This window comes from Bartonella sp. AP19HLJMH (genome assembly GCF_042196245.1).
GTDB lineage: Bacteria > Pseudomonadota > Alphaproteobacteria > Rhizobiales > Rhizobiaceae > Bartonella.
The window spans coordinates 132,729-152,120 of record NZ_JBHIPX010000001.1 but is presented as its reverse complement, the minus strand read 5'-3'; the positions used below and the strand labels follow the sequence as shown (position 1 = coordinate 152,120).

At 38.0% G+C, this 19,392-nt stretch carries 13 protein-coding genes; 1 reads left to right on the top strand and 12 read right to left on the bottom strand.

Going from position 1 to position 19,392, the window contains the following annotated elements:
- Positions 1 to 254 precede the first annotated feature (254 nt).
- The 3 genes from ACFINR_RS00615 to carB all read right to left on the bottom strand — a co-directional run bounded on the left by ACFINR_RS00615 (position 255) and on the right by carB (position 5,722).
- Positions 255 to 1,457 (bottom strand): pyridoxal phosphate-dependent aminotransferase, encoded by a 1,203-nt coding sequence (locus ACFINR_RS00615; RefSeq protein WP_375612967.1) that lies wholly within the window; start codon positions 1,455 to 1,457, stop codon positions 255 to 257.
- A 322-nt stretch (positions 1,458 to 1,779) separates the two neighbouring features.
- A complete protein-coding gene (locus ACFINR_RS00610; protein ID WP_012754908.1) occupies positions 1,780 to 1,989 on the bottom strand; it encodes a cold-shock protein in 210 nt (69 codons plus the stop codon).
- Between the two features lie 247 nt (positions 1,990 to 2,236).
- The gene (gene carB, locus ACFINR_RS00605; protein ID WP_375652296.1) at positions 2,237 to 5,722 is read right to left on the bottom strand and encodes a carbamoyl-phosphate synthase large subunit; all 3,486 of its coding nucleotides are present in this window, start codon (positions 5,720 to 5,722) and stop codon (positions 2,237 to 2,239) included.
- An 815-nt stretch (positions 5,723 to 6,537) separates the two neighbouring features.
- Here carB and ACFINR_RS00600 point away from each other — a divergent pair.
- A complete protein-coding gene (locus ACFINR_RS00600; protein WP_375652295.1) occupies positions 6,538 to 7,059 on the top strand; it encodes a methylated-DNA--[protein]-cysteine S-methyltransferase in 522 nt (173 codons plus the stop codon).
- Here the strand turns inward: ACFINR_RS00600 and ACFINR_RS00595 are convergent.
- The 9 genes from ACFINR_RS00595 to thiC all read right to left on the bottom strand — a co-directional run bounded on the left by ACFINR_RS00595 (position 7,056) and on the right by thiC (position 18,763).
- A complete protein-coding gene (locus ACFINR_RS00595) occupies positions 7,056 to 9,377 on the bottom strand; it encodes an ATP-binding protein (RefSeq protein WP_375620708.1) in 2,322 nt (773 codons plus the stop codon). The genes ACFINR_RS00600 and ACFINR_RS00595 overlap by 4 nt on opposite strands.
- A gap of 285 nt (positions 9,378 to 9,662) precedes the next feature.
- Positions 9,663 to 12,290, bottom strand: coding sequence for an aminopeptidase N (pepN, locus tag ACFINR_RS00590; protein WP_375652294.1), 2,628 nt, complete (start codon positions 12,288 to 12,290; stop codon positions 9,663 to 9,665).
- 73 nt (positions 12,291 to 12,363) lie between these two features.
- Positions 12,364 to 13,203: a uracil-DNA glycosylase family protein gene (locus ACFINR_RS00585; protein WP_273791211.1), complete on the bottom strand. Its 840-nt coding sequence runs from the start codon at positions 13,201 to 13,203 to the stop codon at positions 12,364 to 12,366.
- Between the two features lie 447 nt (positions 13,204 to 13,650).
- Positions 13,651 to 14,409, bottom strand: coding sequence for a hydroxymethylpyrimidine/phosphomethylpyrimidine kinase (locus ACFINR_RS00580; protein ID WP_375631679.1), 759 nt, complete (start codon positions 14,407 to 14,409; stop codon positions 13,651 to 13,653).
- Positions 14,400 to 15,005: a thiamine phosphate synthase gene (locus ACFINR_RS00575; protein ID WP_375652293.1), complete on the bottom strand. Its 606-nt coding sequence runs from the start codon at positions 15,003 to 15,005 to the stop codon at positions 14,400 to 14,402. The genes ACFINR_RS00580 and ACFINR_RS00575 overlap by 10 nt, the downstream gene beginning before the upstream one ends.
- Positions 15,002 to 15,775, bottom strand: a complete 774-nt coding sequence (locus ACFINR_RS00570) for a thiazole synthase (RefSeq protein ID WP_375652292.1) — start codon at positions 15,773 to 15,775, stop codon at positions 15,002 to 15,004. The genes ACFINR_RS00575 and ACFINR_RS00570 overlap by 4 nt, the downstream gene beginning before the upstream one ends.
- Before the next feature lie 4 nt (positions 15,776 to 15,779).
- Positions 15,780 to 15,977 carry a sulfur carrier protein ThiS gene (thiS, locus tag ACFINR_RS00565; RefSeq protein ID WP_273791115.1) on the bottom strand — a complete coding sequence of 66 codons (198 nt, stop codon included), beginning with the start codon at positions 15,975 to 15,977 and terminating at the stop codon, positions 15,780 to 15,782.
- 3 nt (positions 15,978 to 15,980) lie between these two features.
- Complete coding sequence (locus ACFINR_RS00560; protein ID WP_375652291.1) at positions 15,981 to 16,931, bottom strand: FAD-dependent oxidoreductase; 951 nt, start codon at positions 16,929 to 16,931, stop codon at positions 15,981 to 15,983.
- Positions 16,928 to 18,763 carry a phosphomethylpyrimidine synthase ThiC gene (thiC, locus tag ACFINR_RS00555; protein WP_375631687.1) on the bottom strand — a complete coding sequence of 612 codons (1,836 nt, stop codon included), beginning with the start codon at positions 18,761 to 18,763 and terminating at the stop codon, positions 16,928 to 16,930. Before thiC ends, ACFINR_RS00560 begins: the two co-directional genes overlap by 4 nt.
- Between the last annotated feature and the right edge of the window lie 629 nt (positions 18,764 to 19,392).

Below are 19,392 nucleotides of genomic sequence, written 5' to 3'. Positions count from 1 at the left end.
AGTGCTCGGTCTTTTTTAGAGTTATAAATTGAATGGAGAAAGTAGAATAGGCTTGTCATCTCTTATGATAATAGACCGATTCATTTATTTGATAGCTAAATTTTTTTGATCTTTATCTACAGCATCTATTTTTGTGTTTATTCATAGATATTTTTGCTGAATCGATAGATTTAGACCATGACACAGTTTCAGATATTTTCTCGGATATACTAACATTCGGCAAAAAACAATCACAAGAGATGATATTAAAAATTTTAAATTAAACTGTTGCAAAAACGCTGTATACGTATACAAGCTTTTTCAAGTAATTCTTCTGATGTTGCATAAGAAATACGAAAAGTTGATCCAAGTCCAAAAGCAGATCCTTGGACGACAGCAACAGCTTCTGTTTCTAGAAGCGCTATGGCAAAGTCTTCATCATTCGTAATACGTTGACCATTGGGTGTTTTCTTTCCAATAAGTCCGGTGCAAGAAGGATAAACATAAAAAGCACCCTCAGGCGTTGGACAGTGAATGCCAGGAGCTTGATTTAGCATGGAGACAACGAGATCACGGCGTGCTTGAAAAATACTTTTATTTTTAGCAATAAAGTCTTGTGGCCCGTTGAGTGCTTCAACCGCAGCCCATTGTGAAATGACACTTGTTCCAGATGTTTGCTGTCCTTGAATGGTATCCATGGCTTTAATTAATTCTTGTGGTCCGCCTGCATAACCGATTCTCCATCCCGTCATCGCATAGGCTTTAGAAACACCATTCATTGTGAGTGTACGCTCATAAAGCGCTGGTTCTACTTGAGCTGGAGTCACAAAGGTAAAACCCTCATACGTGAGATGTTCATATATATCATCGGAAAGGATATAAACATGAGGATATTTTACTAAAACATCTGTAAGTTTTTTCAATTCATTATGTGTATAAGCGGCACCTGATGGATTTGAAGGAGAGTTAAAGATGAACCATTTGGTTTTGGGGGTAATGGCAGCTTCTAGCTCTTGTGGTTGGAGTTTATAAGAAAATTCGGCTTTTGTTTCTAAAAAGACAGGCGTACCATCGTTGAGTGCGACCATTTCTGGATAACTAACCCAATAAGGGGATGGAATGATGACCTCATCTCCTTTATTCAAAGTTGCCATGAACGCATTAAAGAGAATTTGTTTTCCACCGGTACCAACAATAATTTGTTCTGGTTGGTAAAGAAGGTTATTTTCTCTTTTAAACTTTGCAGAAATTGCTTGGCGCAATTCTGGAATTCCTGATATGGGAGGGTATTTTGTTTCTCCCCTTCGAATAGCTTCAATAGCCGCGTTTTTGATGTTGTCTGGGGTATCAAAGTCTGGCTCTCCAGCACTTAAAGCAATAACATTGCGCCCTAATGCTTTTAAATGGCGGGCCTTTTGAGAAGCAGCAATTGTTGCAGAAGGTTTGATACGAGACAGTTTGTCGGCAATAAAAGCCATAATTTTAAATCCTTATATTATATCAACAAATGGTTATTGCTTTAAGGATATTCTATAAGAGATTATATTGTATGCAATAAAAAACTTCCAAAATACTCTTACACGGGCTCTATATTCTTCTTTTTTGAGATATTTTACAAGATAATCTCTTCGTAGATTTTATGAAAGTTTTTGAGGAAGTATAAGAGAGGTTTGATAAATTGTGCAAAGGAGATAAGCAGTCTTTTATTTTAACAAGGTAAAATAATGCTTTATACAAAATAAAAAAATCTTCGTCTTTACAGACGAAGATTTCTAAATAAAATATTGCAGAATTTAAACTTTAAAGTGCTGCAAGGTTACCAGCGGCAAATTTTCCTGAACGACGATCTTGAAGAACATCATAAGAGATTTTTTGCCCTTCATTAAGACTGTTTAGACCTGAACGCTCGACGGCAGAAATGTGTACAAATACATCTGCACTACCATCGCTAGGCTGAATGAATCCGAAACCTTTTGTTGTATTAAACCACTTAACTGTTCCTGTAGACATAGGAAACTCCTTAGAATATATAATTATATTGAGCATTGAAGCTTTCATTTCTTCAATACGGTTGTAGATCGAAATTAGGTGGGAGAAGTTTCGTCGAAAGTGCAGATTGCACAGGAAAGAAAGTCACGTAACCGAAAATTCGATGAAACCTCTATAAAAGTTTTTAGAACAAAAAGCAAGTCTTAATCAATTTTTATATAAAGAAAAAATAAGAAAACAGTGTATATTTTGCTAAGTAGAAAAAAATTCAACTAAAATAACTTTGTAGTGAACGTACCTCAAGGTGCCTTTTTTTGAGTGCTTTGATCGCTTCTACGACGGCTTCGGCTCCAGCTATTGTTGTATAATAGGGAACATTTTGCATGAGTGCTGCATAACGTAATGATTTTGAGTCTGAGATGGCACTGGCAGTGCTAGTTGTATTAAAAATCAATTGAATTTGGCGATTACGAATAGCGTCTTCAATATGGGGGTGTCCCTCTAGAACTTTGTTAATTTTTTTTGCTTCAACGTGGTGTTCGGTGAGAAATTTTTGTGTTCCACTTGTGGCGACAACAGAAAAGCCAAGCTCAGTTAAACGTTTTACAGGATTTAAGATGCGTTTTTTATCTTCATCCCTTACAGAAACGAACAAAGTTCCCTCTTTAGGGAGTTTTACACCAGCTCCAAGTTGGGCTTTAGCAAAAGCAAGCGAAAATTCATAGTCAAGTCCCATAACTTCACCGGTTGAGCGCATTTCTGGACCAAGAAGTGTATCAACACCTGAAAAACGAGCAAAAGGAAATACTGCTTCCTTGACGGCAATATGTTGTTTTTTTTGCAAAGAAGGTGATCCACCATAAGCTTGAAGAGCATCATGAAGCGTTTCTCCTGCCATAATACGTGCAGCCATTTTAGCAATAGGGCGACCAATCGTTTTTGCAACAAATGGGACAGTACGTGAAGCACGGGGATTGACTTCTAAGACATAAATGGTGTCATCTTTTATAGCATATTGTACATTCATTAAACCGCGAACATGAAGTGCTTGTGCTAATGCTTTGGTTTGGCGCTCTAATTCAGTAACTATTTTATTTGAGAGCGTATGGACTGGTAGAGAACATGCTGAATCACCAGAGTGGATACCAGCTTCTTCAATATGTTCCATAATACCAACGATTAGTGTTTCTTTGCCATCACATAGACAATCAACATCTACTTCAATTGCTTCTGTTAAATAGGTATCAAAGAGAAGCGGATTTTTACCAAGCAATATATTGATTTGTCCTGTTGTGTCGTTAGGATAACGGACTTTGATATCTTCTGAAATTAATTCAGGGACACTCTCAAGTAAATAATTTTGTAAGCTACGTTCATCACGGATAATTTGCATAGCACGTCCTCCTAAAACATAAGAGGGACGTACAACCAAGGGGAAGCCTAGTTCGTGGGCAATGAGGCGTGCTTGTTCAATGGAGTGGGCAATACCATTTTGAGGTTGTGTTAAATTAAGTTTAAATAACAGTTTTTGAAAGCGATCTCTATCTTCTGCTAAGTCGATAGCGTCAGGTGAAGTACCTAGAATGGGGATGTTGTGTTTTTCTAGAGCGCTTGCCAATTTCAAGGGTGTTTGTCCGCCAAATTGGACGATGACTCCAACCAAATCTCCTTTTTCCTGTTCTGCTTCTAAAATAGCGATAACGTCTTCTGTTGTTAAAGATTCAAAGTAAAGGCGATCAGAGGTATCATAGTCGGTTGAAACTGTTTCAGGATTACAGTTAATCATAATCGCTTCAAATCCTGCATCACGCAGTGCAAAAGCAGCGTGGCAGCAACAGTAATCAAATTCAATACCTTGCCCAATGCGGTTTGGTCCACCGCCTAAAATAGCAATTTTTTTGCGTTCAGAAACGTGTGCTTCCGAGTGCTCTACACCTGCAAAAGGAACTTCATATGTTGAATACATATAGGCTGTAGGAGAAGAAAATTCAGCGGCACAAGTATCAATCCGTTTGAAGACGTGTTTAACATTCAGTGATTTGCGTAAAGCTGCGATATAATCGGGTTCTTTCCCTGTAAGGGAGGCTAATCGCGCATCTGAAAAGCCCATAGCTTTTAACATACGTAAGTTATCTGCGTCTTGGGGTAATCCATGAATGCGGATACGCTGCTCCATTTCAATGATGGAGGCTATTTGTTTTAAAAACCACGGATCAATTTTGCTAATTTGGTGAATCTCATTTAAGGGTAAGCCTGTGCGCATGGCTTGAGCAATATAGCGTAGACGATCAGGGCTTGGTATGGCAATGGCGGAGCGTATAGAACTTTTTTCATCACCTTCAGCATGCTCTGGAATCACAATTTCATCAAGACCCGTAAGCCCTGTTTCAAGTCCACGGAGTGCTTTTTGTAACGATTCTTGAAAAGTGCGTCCAATTGCCATGACTTCTCCTACAGATTTCATCGCAGTTGTGAGGACAGGTGATGAACCGGGAAATTTTTCAAACGCAAAACGAGGAATTTTTGTCACAATATAGTCAATAGAAGGCTCAAATGATGCTGGTGTTGCACCACCCGTGATATCATTTTTTAATTCATCAAGTGTATAACCAACAGCCAGTTTAGCCGCTACTTTAGCAATGGGAAACCCCGTTGCTTTTGAGGCAAGCGCTGAAGAGCGAGAAACACGCGGATTCATTTCAATAACAATGAGGCGCCCATTTTCAGGATTGACAGCAAACTGTACATTGGATCCCCCCGTTTCAACACCAATTTCACGCAAAACAGCAATCGAGGCATTGCGCATACATTGATATTCTTTATCGGTTAAGGTGAGAGCAGGTGCTACAGTGATCGAATCACCGGTATGAATCCCCATCGGATCAATGTTTTCAATAGAACAAACGATGATACAATTGTCGTTCTTATCACGAACAACTTCCATCTCATATTCTTTCCACCCTAAAACACTTTCTTCAATTAATACTTCTGTTGTTGGTGAAGCTTCAAGCCCACGTTCAATAATTTCATAGAATTCAGAGCGGTTATAAGCGATTCCACCACCAGTTCCACCAAGGGTGAATGAAGGACGAATAATAGCTGGAAGCCCAACAACATCAAGAGCTTGAACTGCTTTTGCTGTTGCATGAGCGATATAATGTTGTTTGCGATCAGCTTCGGTATGTCGCCAGTTGCGCTCAAGTTCTTCGAGTGCTTTGTCAAGCGCAGCACCAGAAAGCTTTGCTTTAAGTTCAGCACACGTTTTTGCGTGTTGTTGGCGATTTTCTTCTTTCAGTTCTGTTGCATTGGCTAACATAGAGCGTGGCGTTTCCAAACCGATTTTTGCCATCGCTTGGCGGAATAAAGCACGATCTTCAGCTTTATCAATAGCATCAGCATTGGCTCCTATCATTTCAACATGATAGCGGTCTAAAATACCCATACGCTTTAATGATAAAGCAGTATTGAGGGCTGTTTGTCCTCCCATAGTGGGTAAAAGGGCATCGGGACGCTCGTGGGCAATAATTTTGGCAACTATTTCAGGAGTAATGGGCTCTATATAAGTTGCATCAGCTAGATCTGGATCTGTCATAATCGTGGCAGGATTAGAATTTACCAAAATAATTCGGTAACCTTCTTCTTTTAATGCTTTACAGGCTTGAGTGCCTGAATAATCAAATTCACATGCCTGACCAATGATAATAGGTCCTGCTCCGATGATAAGAATAGATTTTATATCTGTGCGTTTGGGCATGACTTTTTCCTATGACAAATATCTATGTGCGATTGTTGCGGGCAAAATATTTCAGTTCTGAGGCTACAATCATTTTATAAGTTAAGTGACAAAGAAAGTAAGCATTAAAATACCTTTTCCATGCTTTTTTTCATAAAATTGAAGATAAATTTCTTTTTTGAGTTGAGTCATCTCGTCAGTCTATCAAAAGTATGACCTTTGATAAAAAATAATAACAGTGCTCCAACAAATTAGAATATTCAAGCATACTGTGGAGCATAAAAAGCCGGAACATCTTTCCAATCCATTGCCGACATACTTTCTTTGTGTTTTATGACGTTTTTTGCTTAAGAGAGCACGCGCTTTTTCTGTTGCTTGTAAAACATAAGCTATTATTTATGGTTCAATGGGATTTCGTAAAATGAAGTGGGAAGCTTATCGTGTTGTTCCGTAAAATACTGCCGTTTAGAGCTGTGATATAAGGTATGAAAATTGACCACATTAAGGTATTTTTTGTTAGTATATGATAAAATTCAGGACAAGATTTGTCTGTAGAGAGCTTATGAAATAAACTATATCAAATGGTTTCAGTTGGAATCTGTTAGATAAATAGCAAGATTGTTGATAAATCAGCTCTGGTCGAAGTTTCTGTTTTAGGGTAGGGAACGTCAATCTATAGATGTGTCCGTTTCATAAAAGGATGAGAGTGTATTTTAATACAATGGCTAAGGAGATCATTTCAGAATGATTTTATTTGTTTTTAAAAGAGAGTGAATACTCTCCTTTTACTTTATTGATGATGTTCAAGACTTATTTAAAATATAAAGAAGGTTAAAATGCTGAACATTTCCCAAACGAGATTCTGTCTGAAAGATGTATCAATAGGAAAGCTTTTGGTGGCTAGGTCTCAAAGAGGGATTTGTCATATAGCGTTAGGAGACACTATAGAGCAATTATTACAGGAGTTTACGATACGCTTTGGTGATGCACAACAAGTTGTAGGTGACAATACATTTAAGAGAGAAGTTGCCCATATTATAGCCATGATAGAAACACCTAAGCTGGTAAAAAAATATAATTTTCCCTTAGATATAAATGGTACAGTTTTTCAACGACAAGTATGGGCAGTATTATGTGATATACCATGTGGTGAAACAATTTCCTATGAGATCTTAGCGTGCCGTATTGGTATGCCGAAAGCTTTTCGTGCCGTTGCTCATGCCTGTGCACGTAACGAATTGGCTGTTATCATTCCTTGTCATCGTGTTGTGCGTAAAAATGGTTTTATTTCAGGGTATCGTTGGGGGGAAAAACGGAAACAGATTTTACTACAACGGGAACAAAATGGAAAAATTTAACTTTGTGTGATGGGCATTATAATCGTTACAGTTGTTCCTTTCATTTCTTTTGAAGTAATTTCAAGTTTTCCTTTGTGGAGTTCTAGCAAGGAGCGTGAAATGGCTAATCCAAGACCTGAGCCCGTATGAGATTTAGTGAGCTGATTTTCGACTTGTTCAAAAGGTTGCCCAAGTTTTTTAATTGCTGATTGGGGAATACCAACGCCTGTATCTGTAATTTTAAAAATAAGGTTATTTTTTTTCTTGAAAGCGCAGACATCAATATTTCCGCCAGAAGGCGTAAATTTAACGGCATTAGAGATGAGATTAAGGAAAATCTGTTTCATTGCACGACCATCAACTTCAGCATGAAGTTCTGGGGTAATGTTTGTTGTAACAACAATATTTTTTTCTTGAGCTTGAGGTGTTAGTGTTCGTACTGCTTCACTAATGATGGGCTCAAGATCGGTATTTTTACAATCAAGCGTAAATCTTCCTGCTTCGATTTTTGACATATCAAGGATGTCATTGATAAGGGTTAGAAGATGGGTTCCTGAATTGTAAATATCATGCATATATTCCTTATAGCGTTGTGAACCAAGAGGACCAAAAGTCGATTGCAACATGATATCTGAAAAACCAAGAATAGCATTCAGAGGCGTGCGCAATTCATGAGACATATTGGCTAAAAATTCTGATTTAGCCTTATTAGCACTTTCGGCGCGTTCTTTTTCTGCTTTCAGACTTTTATTAAGTTTTTCAACTTCTGTTGCGCGTTGTTGAGCACTCCCTCGCGCGCGCTTGAGTTCTTGAATGAAAGAGAAAAGACGCCTTTCACTGTCTTCAAATTTTTCCTGTTGTTGTTTAAGCTCAGAAATGTCAGTACCAATACAAACCAATCCTCCATCTTGGGTTCGTCGTTCGTTAATTTTGAGCCAACAACCATCTGCCGTTTGGCGAATACTGGTTAAGTTACCAGTACCATCATCTTTAAGGGGATATTCACTGAGTGCAGGGCGTGCCATGGCTTCGACGGTTGCACGTTGGATACCTGATTGGAGAATTTGTTTAGGAATAGCGGCATATTCGCAAAATTTGCTGTTGGACATGACTAAACGTCCTTCAGCATCCCACAAGACGAAAGATTCTGAAATGTTTTCAATCGCATCACGGATACGAAGGTCGGCTTGCGCTGTTTGTTCAGCCAATTGTTGCTGTTCACTAATATCGAAGGAAATACCAACCAAATGGGGTTCTTCTTCTTCAGTAACTTCGGCACGAATGCGCATCCATACATAATGACCATCAGCATGACGCATAGGAACGTTAATATCGATATGCTTTTTTTTACCGCTCATTAATTCCTGAGCAAGGTCAAAAAAATTCGCATCATTTGGATTGATAATGGCGCTAATTTGGGAAATTGAGAGCAATGCATCTTGAGGGACATAGCCGAGCATTTCGTACATTGCTCGTGACCAGTAGACGCGTCCACTTGCCATATTCCAATCCCATAGTCCACAGCGTCCACGCATCATTGCCATATCAATACGGTTTTGAATTTTTTCTGAAACAAGATCTGTTTTGCGTGCTCGTACAATTTGGTTGTAATAAGCATAAAGAAGAGCAAGGATAACGCCACTAGTTCCAATGAACATGGTTATATTTAACGAGAGAGCTTTCCGCCATTCCATGTAAATATGTTGCATTTTTTCACTGATGAATACCCCATATTGTCCATTTTCTGTTTGCTGAAAGGAAGCGAGAGCAGGAATATCTTTTCCTATTGTAATTTTCATGATTCCAGCATGTTTTCCTAGAGCTTGTAAAGTAATGCTTTCAGAGGTAAAATTCTGTAAGGGTTTTCCTAAGACAATCTCGGAACTTGATGAAGCTAGGACATTGCCTTTTTGATCGACAATAGCAATAACAGCGCTGGTTTTTATAAAACCTTTGTTACGAAAATTAGTCAGGATATTTTGTAAATGATTATGAGAAAGAGCAGCAGCTTTTCCTTGTCGAGTGGCGGCAAGTAAGTCACGGTCGATTGTATTGGTAATATGAGAAGCTAAGAGAGCGATGGTAGAATGCGTGTTTTTATCAATTGTGTTGCGCCAATCATAGATTGATAGGAAACGGATTGCTGCTAGTATAACAAGAAATGCAAGAATTACAAATGGGAGTGAACGTCGCAGCCAAGGTTCAATAAAAAGAAGTTTTTTATAGGCAGAACCAGAAAACAGATTGGTACGCTCTGTCCGCTCCTTGCGACTTTGAGCGCTTGATTTTGAATCAGCATACACCTCCCTTGGCGCATTATATGCGTCCAATTTAGCCATCTCGCGTTCCTTTAATTCTGGAATAATGTGATTTAAAAACTGTTTCGATATTCATAGTAACCCCATCGAGTGCAATGAATCAAAACAGGAGTCTTCTGTCCAGTCTTTTTTAAAAAAAAATAATTTTACTTTTATGATTTTGGAATATGAAAAGAAAAAAGTACTTTAAACGTGATCTATAAACAGGCTTAGATTGCCTGTTTATAGATTTAATGATGATCGAATAGTTTATAGAATTTATTTTAAAAAATATTATAGCATATTGATTTAAAATAATTTTTTGTTTCAAGTAAGCAGACGGTTGATGATATCAGCAACATCGCTTGATAATTTTGGCGCAGCAGCAATCATTTTTAATTCAGTTTCAAGTTTTTGTTGTCGAATAGGTTCTAATTGTCGCCAAGAGCGCATCATTGTTAATAATCGTGAAGCAAGCTGTGGATTTTTTTTGTCAATTTCCAAAATAACTTGGCAAAGAAAATGATAAGATGCTCCATCCATCCTGTTAAAGCCCGTGAGATTGTTAGAGGCAAAAACACCGATTAGAGAACGTACACGATTAGGATTATCTTGTGAAAACAGCGGATGTTGCATGAGCTTTTGAACATTCTCGAGTGTTGATGTGCCAGCAACCATTGCTTGAATAGAAAACCATTTATCCATGACCAAAGGGTCATTCTGATAGCTGTTTTCAAAATCATTTAAGGCATTTTGTGCCTGCTCACTTTCATTAAAACGCTTCACGAGAACAGCGATACTCGCCATACGGTCAGTCATATTATCAGCTGTTGCATACTGTATAGCAGCTCGATTTGGATTGGCTTCAGCAATGGAAAGGTAATCCAGTATGATATTCTTTAATGCTCGCTTTCCAGCTTGTGCAGTGTTTGGTGAATAGGGCTCTTGGGTTTGCATTTGTCCATAGAATTTTGTTAAGAGCTCTTGATGAGTTTGTGCAAGTGAAACTAAAAACTGATTGCGGACATAATGAATACGATCTGGGTCAATATTTTTACCGATTGTATGAGCAAGCTCAACTTCACTAGGTAAATTTAAACAGAAGGCACGAAATTCAGGCTCTAAGGTTTCATCTGTTATAATCGTTTCAATCAGCTTTAGCAAAGCAGAAGGAAGTGTTGCTTTTTCTTGTGTTTTATCTTGAATGCTTTGAATCAAAGCTTGCGTCATTAAATGATTAAGAGATTGCCAGCGATTGATGTGATTGTCATCATGTTGTGCAAGAAAAATAAGTTCTCTTTCATTGAATGGAGTGTGTAGAATGATTGGTGCTGAAAAGTCTCGCAGCAGTGATAAAACGGGTTTTTCACGCAGTCCCTTTAATGTAAAGGTTTGGCTTTCCTTGGATAAAAGCATAACATCTGATTGAATATCTGTATCTGCTTCATAGGTGAGGTTTTCTCCATTAGGTCCTAGGAGTCCAAAAGCGATAGGGATAAACATGGGCTTTTTTGTTTTTTGTTGTGGGGTAACGGGAATATGTTGCTTTGCATGAATTGTTAAAACACCATCGCTATAATGACTATCGATTTCTACATTGGGTGTTCCTGCCTGTTCATACCATAGCATGAATTGGGAGAAGTCTTGACCAGACACTTCAGCAAAACAGGTAATAAAATCTTCAATTGTACAAGCTTGTCCATCATGACGTTGAAAATAAAGATCAGTGCCTTTACGAAAAAGAGTAGGACCTAAAATAGTTCGTATCATGCGAACAACTTCAGCACCTTTTTCATAAACAGTTGTGGTGTAAAAATTATTAATTTGGCTATATTGACGAGGACGTACAGGATGCGCAAGAGGTCCTGCGTCTTCTGCAAATTGCGTCGCTTTTAATGCTTTTACATTTTCAATTCGCTGTAGGCTGCGTACATTTTGATCTGATGAAAATTCCTGATCACGATAAACAGTGAATCCTTCTTTTAAACAGAGTTGAAACCAATCGCGACAGGTAATACGATTACCGCTCCAATTATGGAAATATTCATGTGCAATGACACGTTCAACATTTCTATAATCCTGATCGGTTGCTGTTTCAGGATCGACAAGAACATATTTATCATTAAAAACGTTAAGGCCTTTGTTTTCCATTGCTCCCATATTAAAGTCGGAAACAGCAACAATATTGAAAACATCAAGATCATATTCGCGCCCAAAACATTGTTCATCCCAACGCATGGAACGTTTAAGAGCATCCATTGCATAGGTTGCGCGTTCGGTTTTTCCTTTTTCTACATAGATACCAAGCTCGATACGTCGTCCAGATACAGTTGTAAAATGGTCTTCTAACTTATCAAGATCTCCACCTACTAAAGCAAAGAGATAAGATGGTTTGGGATAAGGATCTTCCCAAATGGCAAAATGGCGATTATTTTCTAAAGTTCCTGTTTCCACCAGATTACCATTTGAAAGCAAGATTGGGATTGTTTGGGTATCTGCTTCAATTTTCACTCTATAGGTAGAAAGAACATCTGGGCGGTCGTAAAAATAAGTAATACGACGAAAACCTTCCGATTCGCATTGTGAGCAATAAACACCATTTGAAAGATAAAGCCCCATAAGTTGGCGGTTGCTTTCAGGATTCAGTTCCGTAACCAATTTCAATGTAAAAGGAACCGTTGGTGGCGTTGTAATTTCTAAACGTGAAGGCGTCACTTTATAAGTGTTTGGGGCTAATATCTCATCATTAATAGAAACGGAAATTAAAGTAAGATCATCACCAGAAAGAACAAGAGGTGTTAATTCTTTTGTATCGTGACGGGATTCAATAGACAATATGGCTGTAACATAGGTTTTTGTCGGTGCTAATTGGAAAGAAAGTTGTGTTTTAGGGATAACGTAAGGGGTTGGTTGGTAGTCTTCCAAACGATAAATAGATGTTATTGGCTGTTTCATAGTTTTTTCCCATTTGTATTTTAAGAGTTAAAGAAGGGTGTGTTAATTTTAGAAGCAAGATAGGATTAAAGAATTACAAAAGGCTGTCGAGGCGATTTTTTACTTCTAAGAAGTCTATCCATGTAAGCTTCTTTTGACTAGGGGTTCTAAGAAGGTAAGCTGGGTGGAAAGTTGGCATAACAGGTATTTTTATATTATCCTCGCTTTCATAGATATGCCATTTCCCTCTTGTTCGGATAATCCCATTTTGAGATCCAGTAAGAAACTGTGCAGCAACACCTCCCAGTGCTATAAGAACACGAGGACGCGCTAAATAAATGTGCCGTTCAATAAAAGGGCGGCACAAGGCAACTTCTCTTGGTGTTGGTGTACGATTTCCTGGTGGACGCCAAGGAATAGTGTTGGCAATGTAAACATTATTTCTTGTTAAGCCAATTGATGCGAGGATTTTATTAAGCAACATCCCGGCTTTTCCCACAAAAGGAATTCCTTGTATATCCTCGTCTCGTCCTGGTGCTTCGCCTATAAGCATCAGGGGGCTTCCTGCTGTTCCATCTGAAAAACAGGTATTTTTTGCTGTCAATTTTAATGAACAGCCATTAAATGCAAGGAGAGCAGATTTTAATTCATCAAGTGTCTTGGCACTTTTTGCACTCTCTATAGCTGTGGATTCATTTTGTATAGTCCTAGAGTTATGCAGCTGATGATGATCTAATTTTACGGTTGGAGATGTTTTGGGAGATGCTTGTTGATTATGAGAAATGTTCACGACAGATATTAATTTTCTCTCTGAACAAGCAGACTGCTTAAAACGATCAATAGGGAAATCCGTCAGAACGGCATCCGCACCACTTTCTTTATAAAAGTTTAAGAGTTCTTCATAGGAAATTGAGCACGGCGTTTGATTTAACATTTTACTTTTTCTAATGATCTAGCGATTATAGATCAAACAAAATTATCCTTCAAGTTTTATTAAATGTATTCGCTAGCCATTAATGTATAAGAACGCTGATAGGATTCTCTCTTTTCACAAAAAAGGCAAATCGTAAAATGCGAGTGTTCGCGATTATATACATCTTTAAATGTACAATTTGTTTAAATTGCGCTATTTCAACTTTTTAAACAGACTAAACTCATTCATAATAAAAGATTTTTTTACTGAATGCAAGTGGTGTTATAATATTTGTTATCATTGTATTATATATTTAATACTTAATTAAAGTTACTTTTGTAGTATTTTATTTATAAAATAAAGTATAAATTTTTTTATTATTATATTTTTTAAATAATTTTTATTAAAAAATAAATATATTAATGAATATATAAATATTAATTTTATATGAAAAAAAATACTAAGACGTTATAAACTATTTTTACAATGGGTTAAAAGCAATGTGTGGATATATTCTTTTGCTTTTTTTACCGCTGAAATGAGAGGTTCATTTAATGCTAAATGCGCTGCAATAGCGCTTGAGAGAATGCAACCTGTTCCTCGCATTGTTCCTTTTAAACGTCGAGTAGAGATATTTATGACTTCAGTTTTGTCAATGAATCTATCAATTGCAAGAGGACCTTCTGCATGTCCCCCTTTTACTAAAATAGAGCGAGCTCCCAATGACAAAAGTTTTTTTGCTTGTTGTATTGCTTGCTTATCATGAGATGCCAATGGACTGTGGCTAAGAAGAGCGAGTTCTTCTCTATTCGGTGTTAAAAGATCAACATGAGGAAGCAGTTTATCGATCATCGTGTCGATGATTGTTTCCGTTATTAGTTTTCCTCCTGATGAAGCGACAAGTACAGGGTCCAAAATAACTGGAACATGGGGATAGTCTTTGAGTACGTTACAGATTGCTGCTATAATTGCTTTTGTCCCCGTCATACCGATTTTTATTGCGCTTATTGGATTTGCTTCTAGGGCAGCACGCATTTGCGCAGCGACGAGGTCTCCACGCATTGGAATGATTTCGACAACGCGATGATCATCTTGCACGTTAACACAAGTAATTGCTAAATTTGCTTTTATTTGAAAATGTGCAGAGGTTTCTATATCACGAACAATACCAGCACCTCCTGTTGGATCAGTGCCCGCAACAATAAGAATAGAAGGTATCAACGCCATGTTTGTGTCACTTTTATCCACTGCTGTACACGCTCTTCTGGTTTTTTATGGAGGATAATATCAGTCACAACAGCAGCACTATTTGCTCCTGCTTTTAAAACACTAACTGCGCGTTCTGGTGTTAAACCACCAATACCCACCAAAGGTAAAACACCAATCCGCTTTCTCCATTGTTTGATTTTTTCTAGTCCTTGCGGCATCCATTTCATTTTTTTTAAGATTGTCGGATAAATAGGACCAAGTGCAATATACTCAGGATTAGCAGAGAGTGCGATATCCAATTCATGTTCATCATGTGTACTAAGACCAACTTTTATACCACTTTTACGAATTGCGTGAAGATCAGCATTGCTTAGGTCTTCTTGTCCCAGATGAATAAAATTACACTTTTCATCAATTGCTATTTCCCAATGATCATTAATAATTAATTGTGCTCCCAATTTATTGCATATGTTTTTTGCACGCTTAATATGTTGACGGATTATTTGTTGATTTTCATGTTTCATACGCAATTGTACGAGCTTGATACCAAGAGGAAGCAAACGTTCAATCCAATCAGCGTTATCAACGATGAGGTAAAATGGATCCAGTTTCATGAAAATACCGCTTTTCCAATGATTGGTGTTGAAGGGACTGCTACATTGCGTGCTTCGATCATGCCAGCTTTATATCCCATACGTCCTGCTTGAACAGCTTTAGAAAATGCTTCAGCCATCAAAACAGGATCACCTGCTTTAGCAACTGCGGTATTAAGCAGTACTGCATCATAACCGAGTTCCATCGCAATGGCGGCATGTGATGGGCGTCCAATGCCGGCATCAATAATAAGAGTAGCATCAGGAAGGTAAGCACGGATAGAACGCAATCCATCAGTATTATGAGGTCCTTTGGCAGAACCAATAGGAGCACACCAAGGCATAATAACACGGCAACCAATGTCAAAAAGTTTTTCAGCAACAATGAGATCATCCGTTGTATAGGCAAAAATTTTGAAACCTTCATTGTTTAAAATTTGAGCAGCTTCGATTAAGGAAAAAATATTTGGCTGTAAGGTATCTGAATTACCGATAATTTCGAGTTTAATCCAAGCCGTTTTAAAAAGATCTCTTGCTAATTGGGCTGTGGTTACGGCCTCTTTAACAGTATAACAACCAGCAGTATTAGGAAGCACTGTTACCCCAAGTTCTTGAAGAAATTTCCAAAATTGTCCACCTTGTTTTCCACCTACAGTTTCACGGCGCAAGGAAACAGTTACAATTTCCGTATTCGATTTATGAATAGCATCACGAAGGATTGCTGGTGAAGGATATTGCGCTGTACCTAATAGAAGACGGGAAGAGAATTGTCGTCCATAAAGATTCAGCATAATTTTAGCCTCCTTGCATTGGGCTTAAAATTTCAATTTTATCTCCTTCATGCAAGACAAATTGGCTTCGTGCATCTATGGGAACAACTTCAGCGTTAACAGCAGTTGCAAGCCAATTTCCTTCATACCCCAATTCTTCAAGCAAGAGACCGAGAGTCATAACTTCTGTTTGGACTGTTTCACCATTAACAAATATTTGCATGTTTTATTCCAATGCCAATTCCATTGCTCGTTTTGCCATTTCTGGAGACAACAGAAAACCATGTCTATAAAATCCATTAATAGAAATAAAGTTACCATCTTTATGCACAGAAGGGAAGTTATTAGGATAACATGGACGAACACCAACGCCAGATTCAATAATTTCTGCTTCAGCAAAAGCAGGATGTAAAGTATAAGCCGCGTTGAGCAGTTCCATCATTGATCTTACAGAGATTGCACCATCAAAGTCACTTTCAATCATCGTTGCACCAATCATAAAAATATTATCTTGTCGAGGTACAATGTAGAGAGGAAACCGTGGGTGAAGAAGACGAATTGGACGCGAAATTTTAATATCGGTGCAGCGCACGAGAAGCATTTCGCCGCGTACGCCCCGTATATTTTTATCTTTTCCTAAACGTGCTATTCCTGTCGCATCAATAATAATATCAAAATTTTTTTCAGCTATTTCTACATCAACAAAACAGGCTCCATTGTTGAGAAGCTTTTCTTTTAAAGCCATAAGTGCTTTGCGAGGATCAATATGGGCTTCATTTTCATAAAAGAGTGCACAGTTAAAACGTTCCGCAAGATCTGGTTCAAGATGAGCTATTTCTGTATTATCTACGGTTTTGTGATTATGCGTACGCACAGAAAATCGTTCAAGCTCTCCTCTATCTCGTGTAGGTGCAACCACTAAAGTGCCTTTTTGTATGACAAGGTTGGGGAGCGTTTTACGCCACCATTGTATAGCTTGTACACCAAGATCTTCAACAATTTGTTCTGCACTTTCCCTTTCACAGTAAGGTGCAAGCATTCCTCCTGCATACCAACTAGCACTTCCTATAGGTGAATGAGGGGGGGCCGATACAGTAACAGAAGCACCTTTTTGCTGTAACATAAAGGCAACTGTTAAGCCGCCTACACCTGCACCTTTGATAAGAATGTTCTTCAACTATTTACTTTCTTTTTTTGAGGAGGAACAATTTCCATATAAAGGTCACCATTTTTCTGATATTTTTCGGCCATGGCGATCATACCTTCCCCTTTTGTTTTTCTTATTGCAGCTGCCTCACGAATATCATGGGAAATACGCATAGAACAGAATTTTGGTCCACACATGGAACAAAAATGCACTAATTTATGGGCTTCTTTAGGCATTGTCTCATCGTGAAAGGCACAGGCTGTTTCTGGATCAAGAGAAAGGTTAAATTGATCGTGCCATCTAAAATCAAATCGTGCACGCGAAAGAGCATTGTCGCGCAATTGTGCTCTAGGCAAACCTTTAGCAAGGTCAGCGGCATGAGCAGCAATTTTATAAGTGATCACACCAGTTTTTACATCATTCCTATCGGGGAGTCCTAGGTGTTCTTTAGGTGTTACATAACACAACATAGCAGTTCCAAACCATCCAATCATAGCGGCACCAATTGCTGATGTAATATGGTCATAACCAGGAGCAATGTCCGTTGTAAGAGGTCCCAAAGTATAAAAAGGCGCCTCATGACAAAGATCTAATTGTTGCTCCATATTTTCTTTAATTTTGTGCATTGGGACATGCCCAGGACCTTCAATCATAACCTGTACATCCTTTTTCCAAGCAATTTTTGTCAATTCTCCCAAGGTTTTAAGCTCTGCAAATTGGGCCTCATCATTGGCATCGGCAATAGAGCCAGGGCGTAACCCATCTCCTAATGAAAGAGAGATATCATATGTTTTTGCAATATCACAAATTTCATCAAAATGTTCATAGAGAAAGCTTTCTTTGTGATGATGGAGACACCATTTTGCCATAATAGAACCGCCTCGTGAAACAATACCTGTTACACGATCAATGGTCATAGGAATAAATGGTAATCTTAATCCTGCGTGAATGGTAAAATAATCAACCCCTTGCTCTGCTTGCTCAATAAGGGTATCACGGAAAATATCCCATGTTAAGTTTTCGGCAATACCCTGTACTTTTTCGAGTGCTTGATAAAGAGGAACTGTTCCGATGGGCACAGGAGAATTTCGGATAATCCATTCACGAATATTATGAATATTTCGACCTGTTGAGAGATCCATAACTGTATCTGCTCCCCAGCGAATGGCCCAAACCATTTTATCAACTTCTTCTTCCATAGATGACGTTACTGCTGAATTGCCAATATTGGCATTAATTTTAACACGGAAATTACGCCCAATAATCATGGGTTCGCACTCTGGATGATTAATGTTTTGTGGAATAATGGCGCGTCCACAAGCAATTTCATTGCGAACAAATTCGGCAGTATAAATTTCTGGTATTGATCCAGAAAATGTTTCATTTGATGGTACATTCTGCCGTTCTTTTACTGCTAATCCTTCATTTTCTCGTATAGCCACATATTCCATTTCTTCGGTAATAATGCCTGCGCGCGCATAAGCCATTTGTGTAATTGCTTTGCCATTTTTTGCTCGTAAAATAGGACGTTTTTGTTTAAAGGCTGGTGTAAGGTTTTTATCAGAAGTCAATCCATTATCTTCAGGTTTAACTAATCGTGCAGGATAAGTTTCAGTATCATCCCGCTTAGAGAGCCAAGGCAAGCTAATTGCCGGCAAACCTTTTGTAATATCAATGATCATATCTTTATCTGTGTAGGGGCCAGAAGTATCGTAGACGTTTAAAGGTTTTTCACCACTGCCATCAGTCAGTGAAATTTCACGCAATGGTACGCGCACATCAGAAAAGAGAAGGCTCTGTTGATAAATTTTGCGTGAAGCGGGAAAGGGGCTACAACTGATTGATGGAGTATTTTTCTGCACAAACTTTTTCCTTATAGACACAGAGTTCAAAAATAGGTTGCGATGTTAATGGAGTTACGATGTTAATGGAGATGTATTCAAATTATCAATCACGAGCATTCAGATGAATAGGGATAGTATTGCTTTGTAGCAAAGAAAACCCAATACAGCTCAAGAAAAGTTATTTTGAAAAAATAATACAATATCTATTCTAATATTTTTATACCTCCTCCCACTTGAAGTATTTTTGTTAATACGAATATGGTTGGCTTAAATATCTATATTGTCAATCATAAAAATATATTTTAAACGATTTTGGTGTGTTTTTAAGAGTGTAAATAGATATTATGAAGTGATAAACTATGATATTGAAGCTTTTATAAACCAGAATAAAGTTAAAAACGGATTATCAGGGAAAAATTAGATAGTTTATGGCTCTGATTGATATTTTTTTCATATTAAAATAATAACTCAGAATACCATAAGATTCTCTCATCATATATCTTTTCATATAAAATCACTTCCTTGCACGTCATAAGTGGGGGCGTATGGGGCAAAACACTTGAAGAAAGGAAGCCAAATGTCATTTAATGAACATTCTAAGAGTGAGGCTGTCAAAACGTGGGGGCCAACAAAATGTATGATGGGTT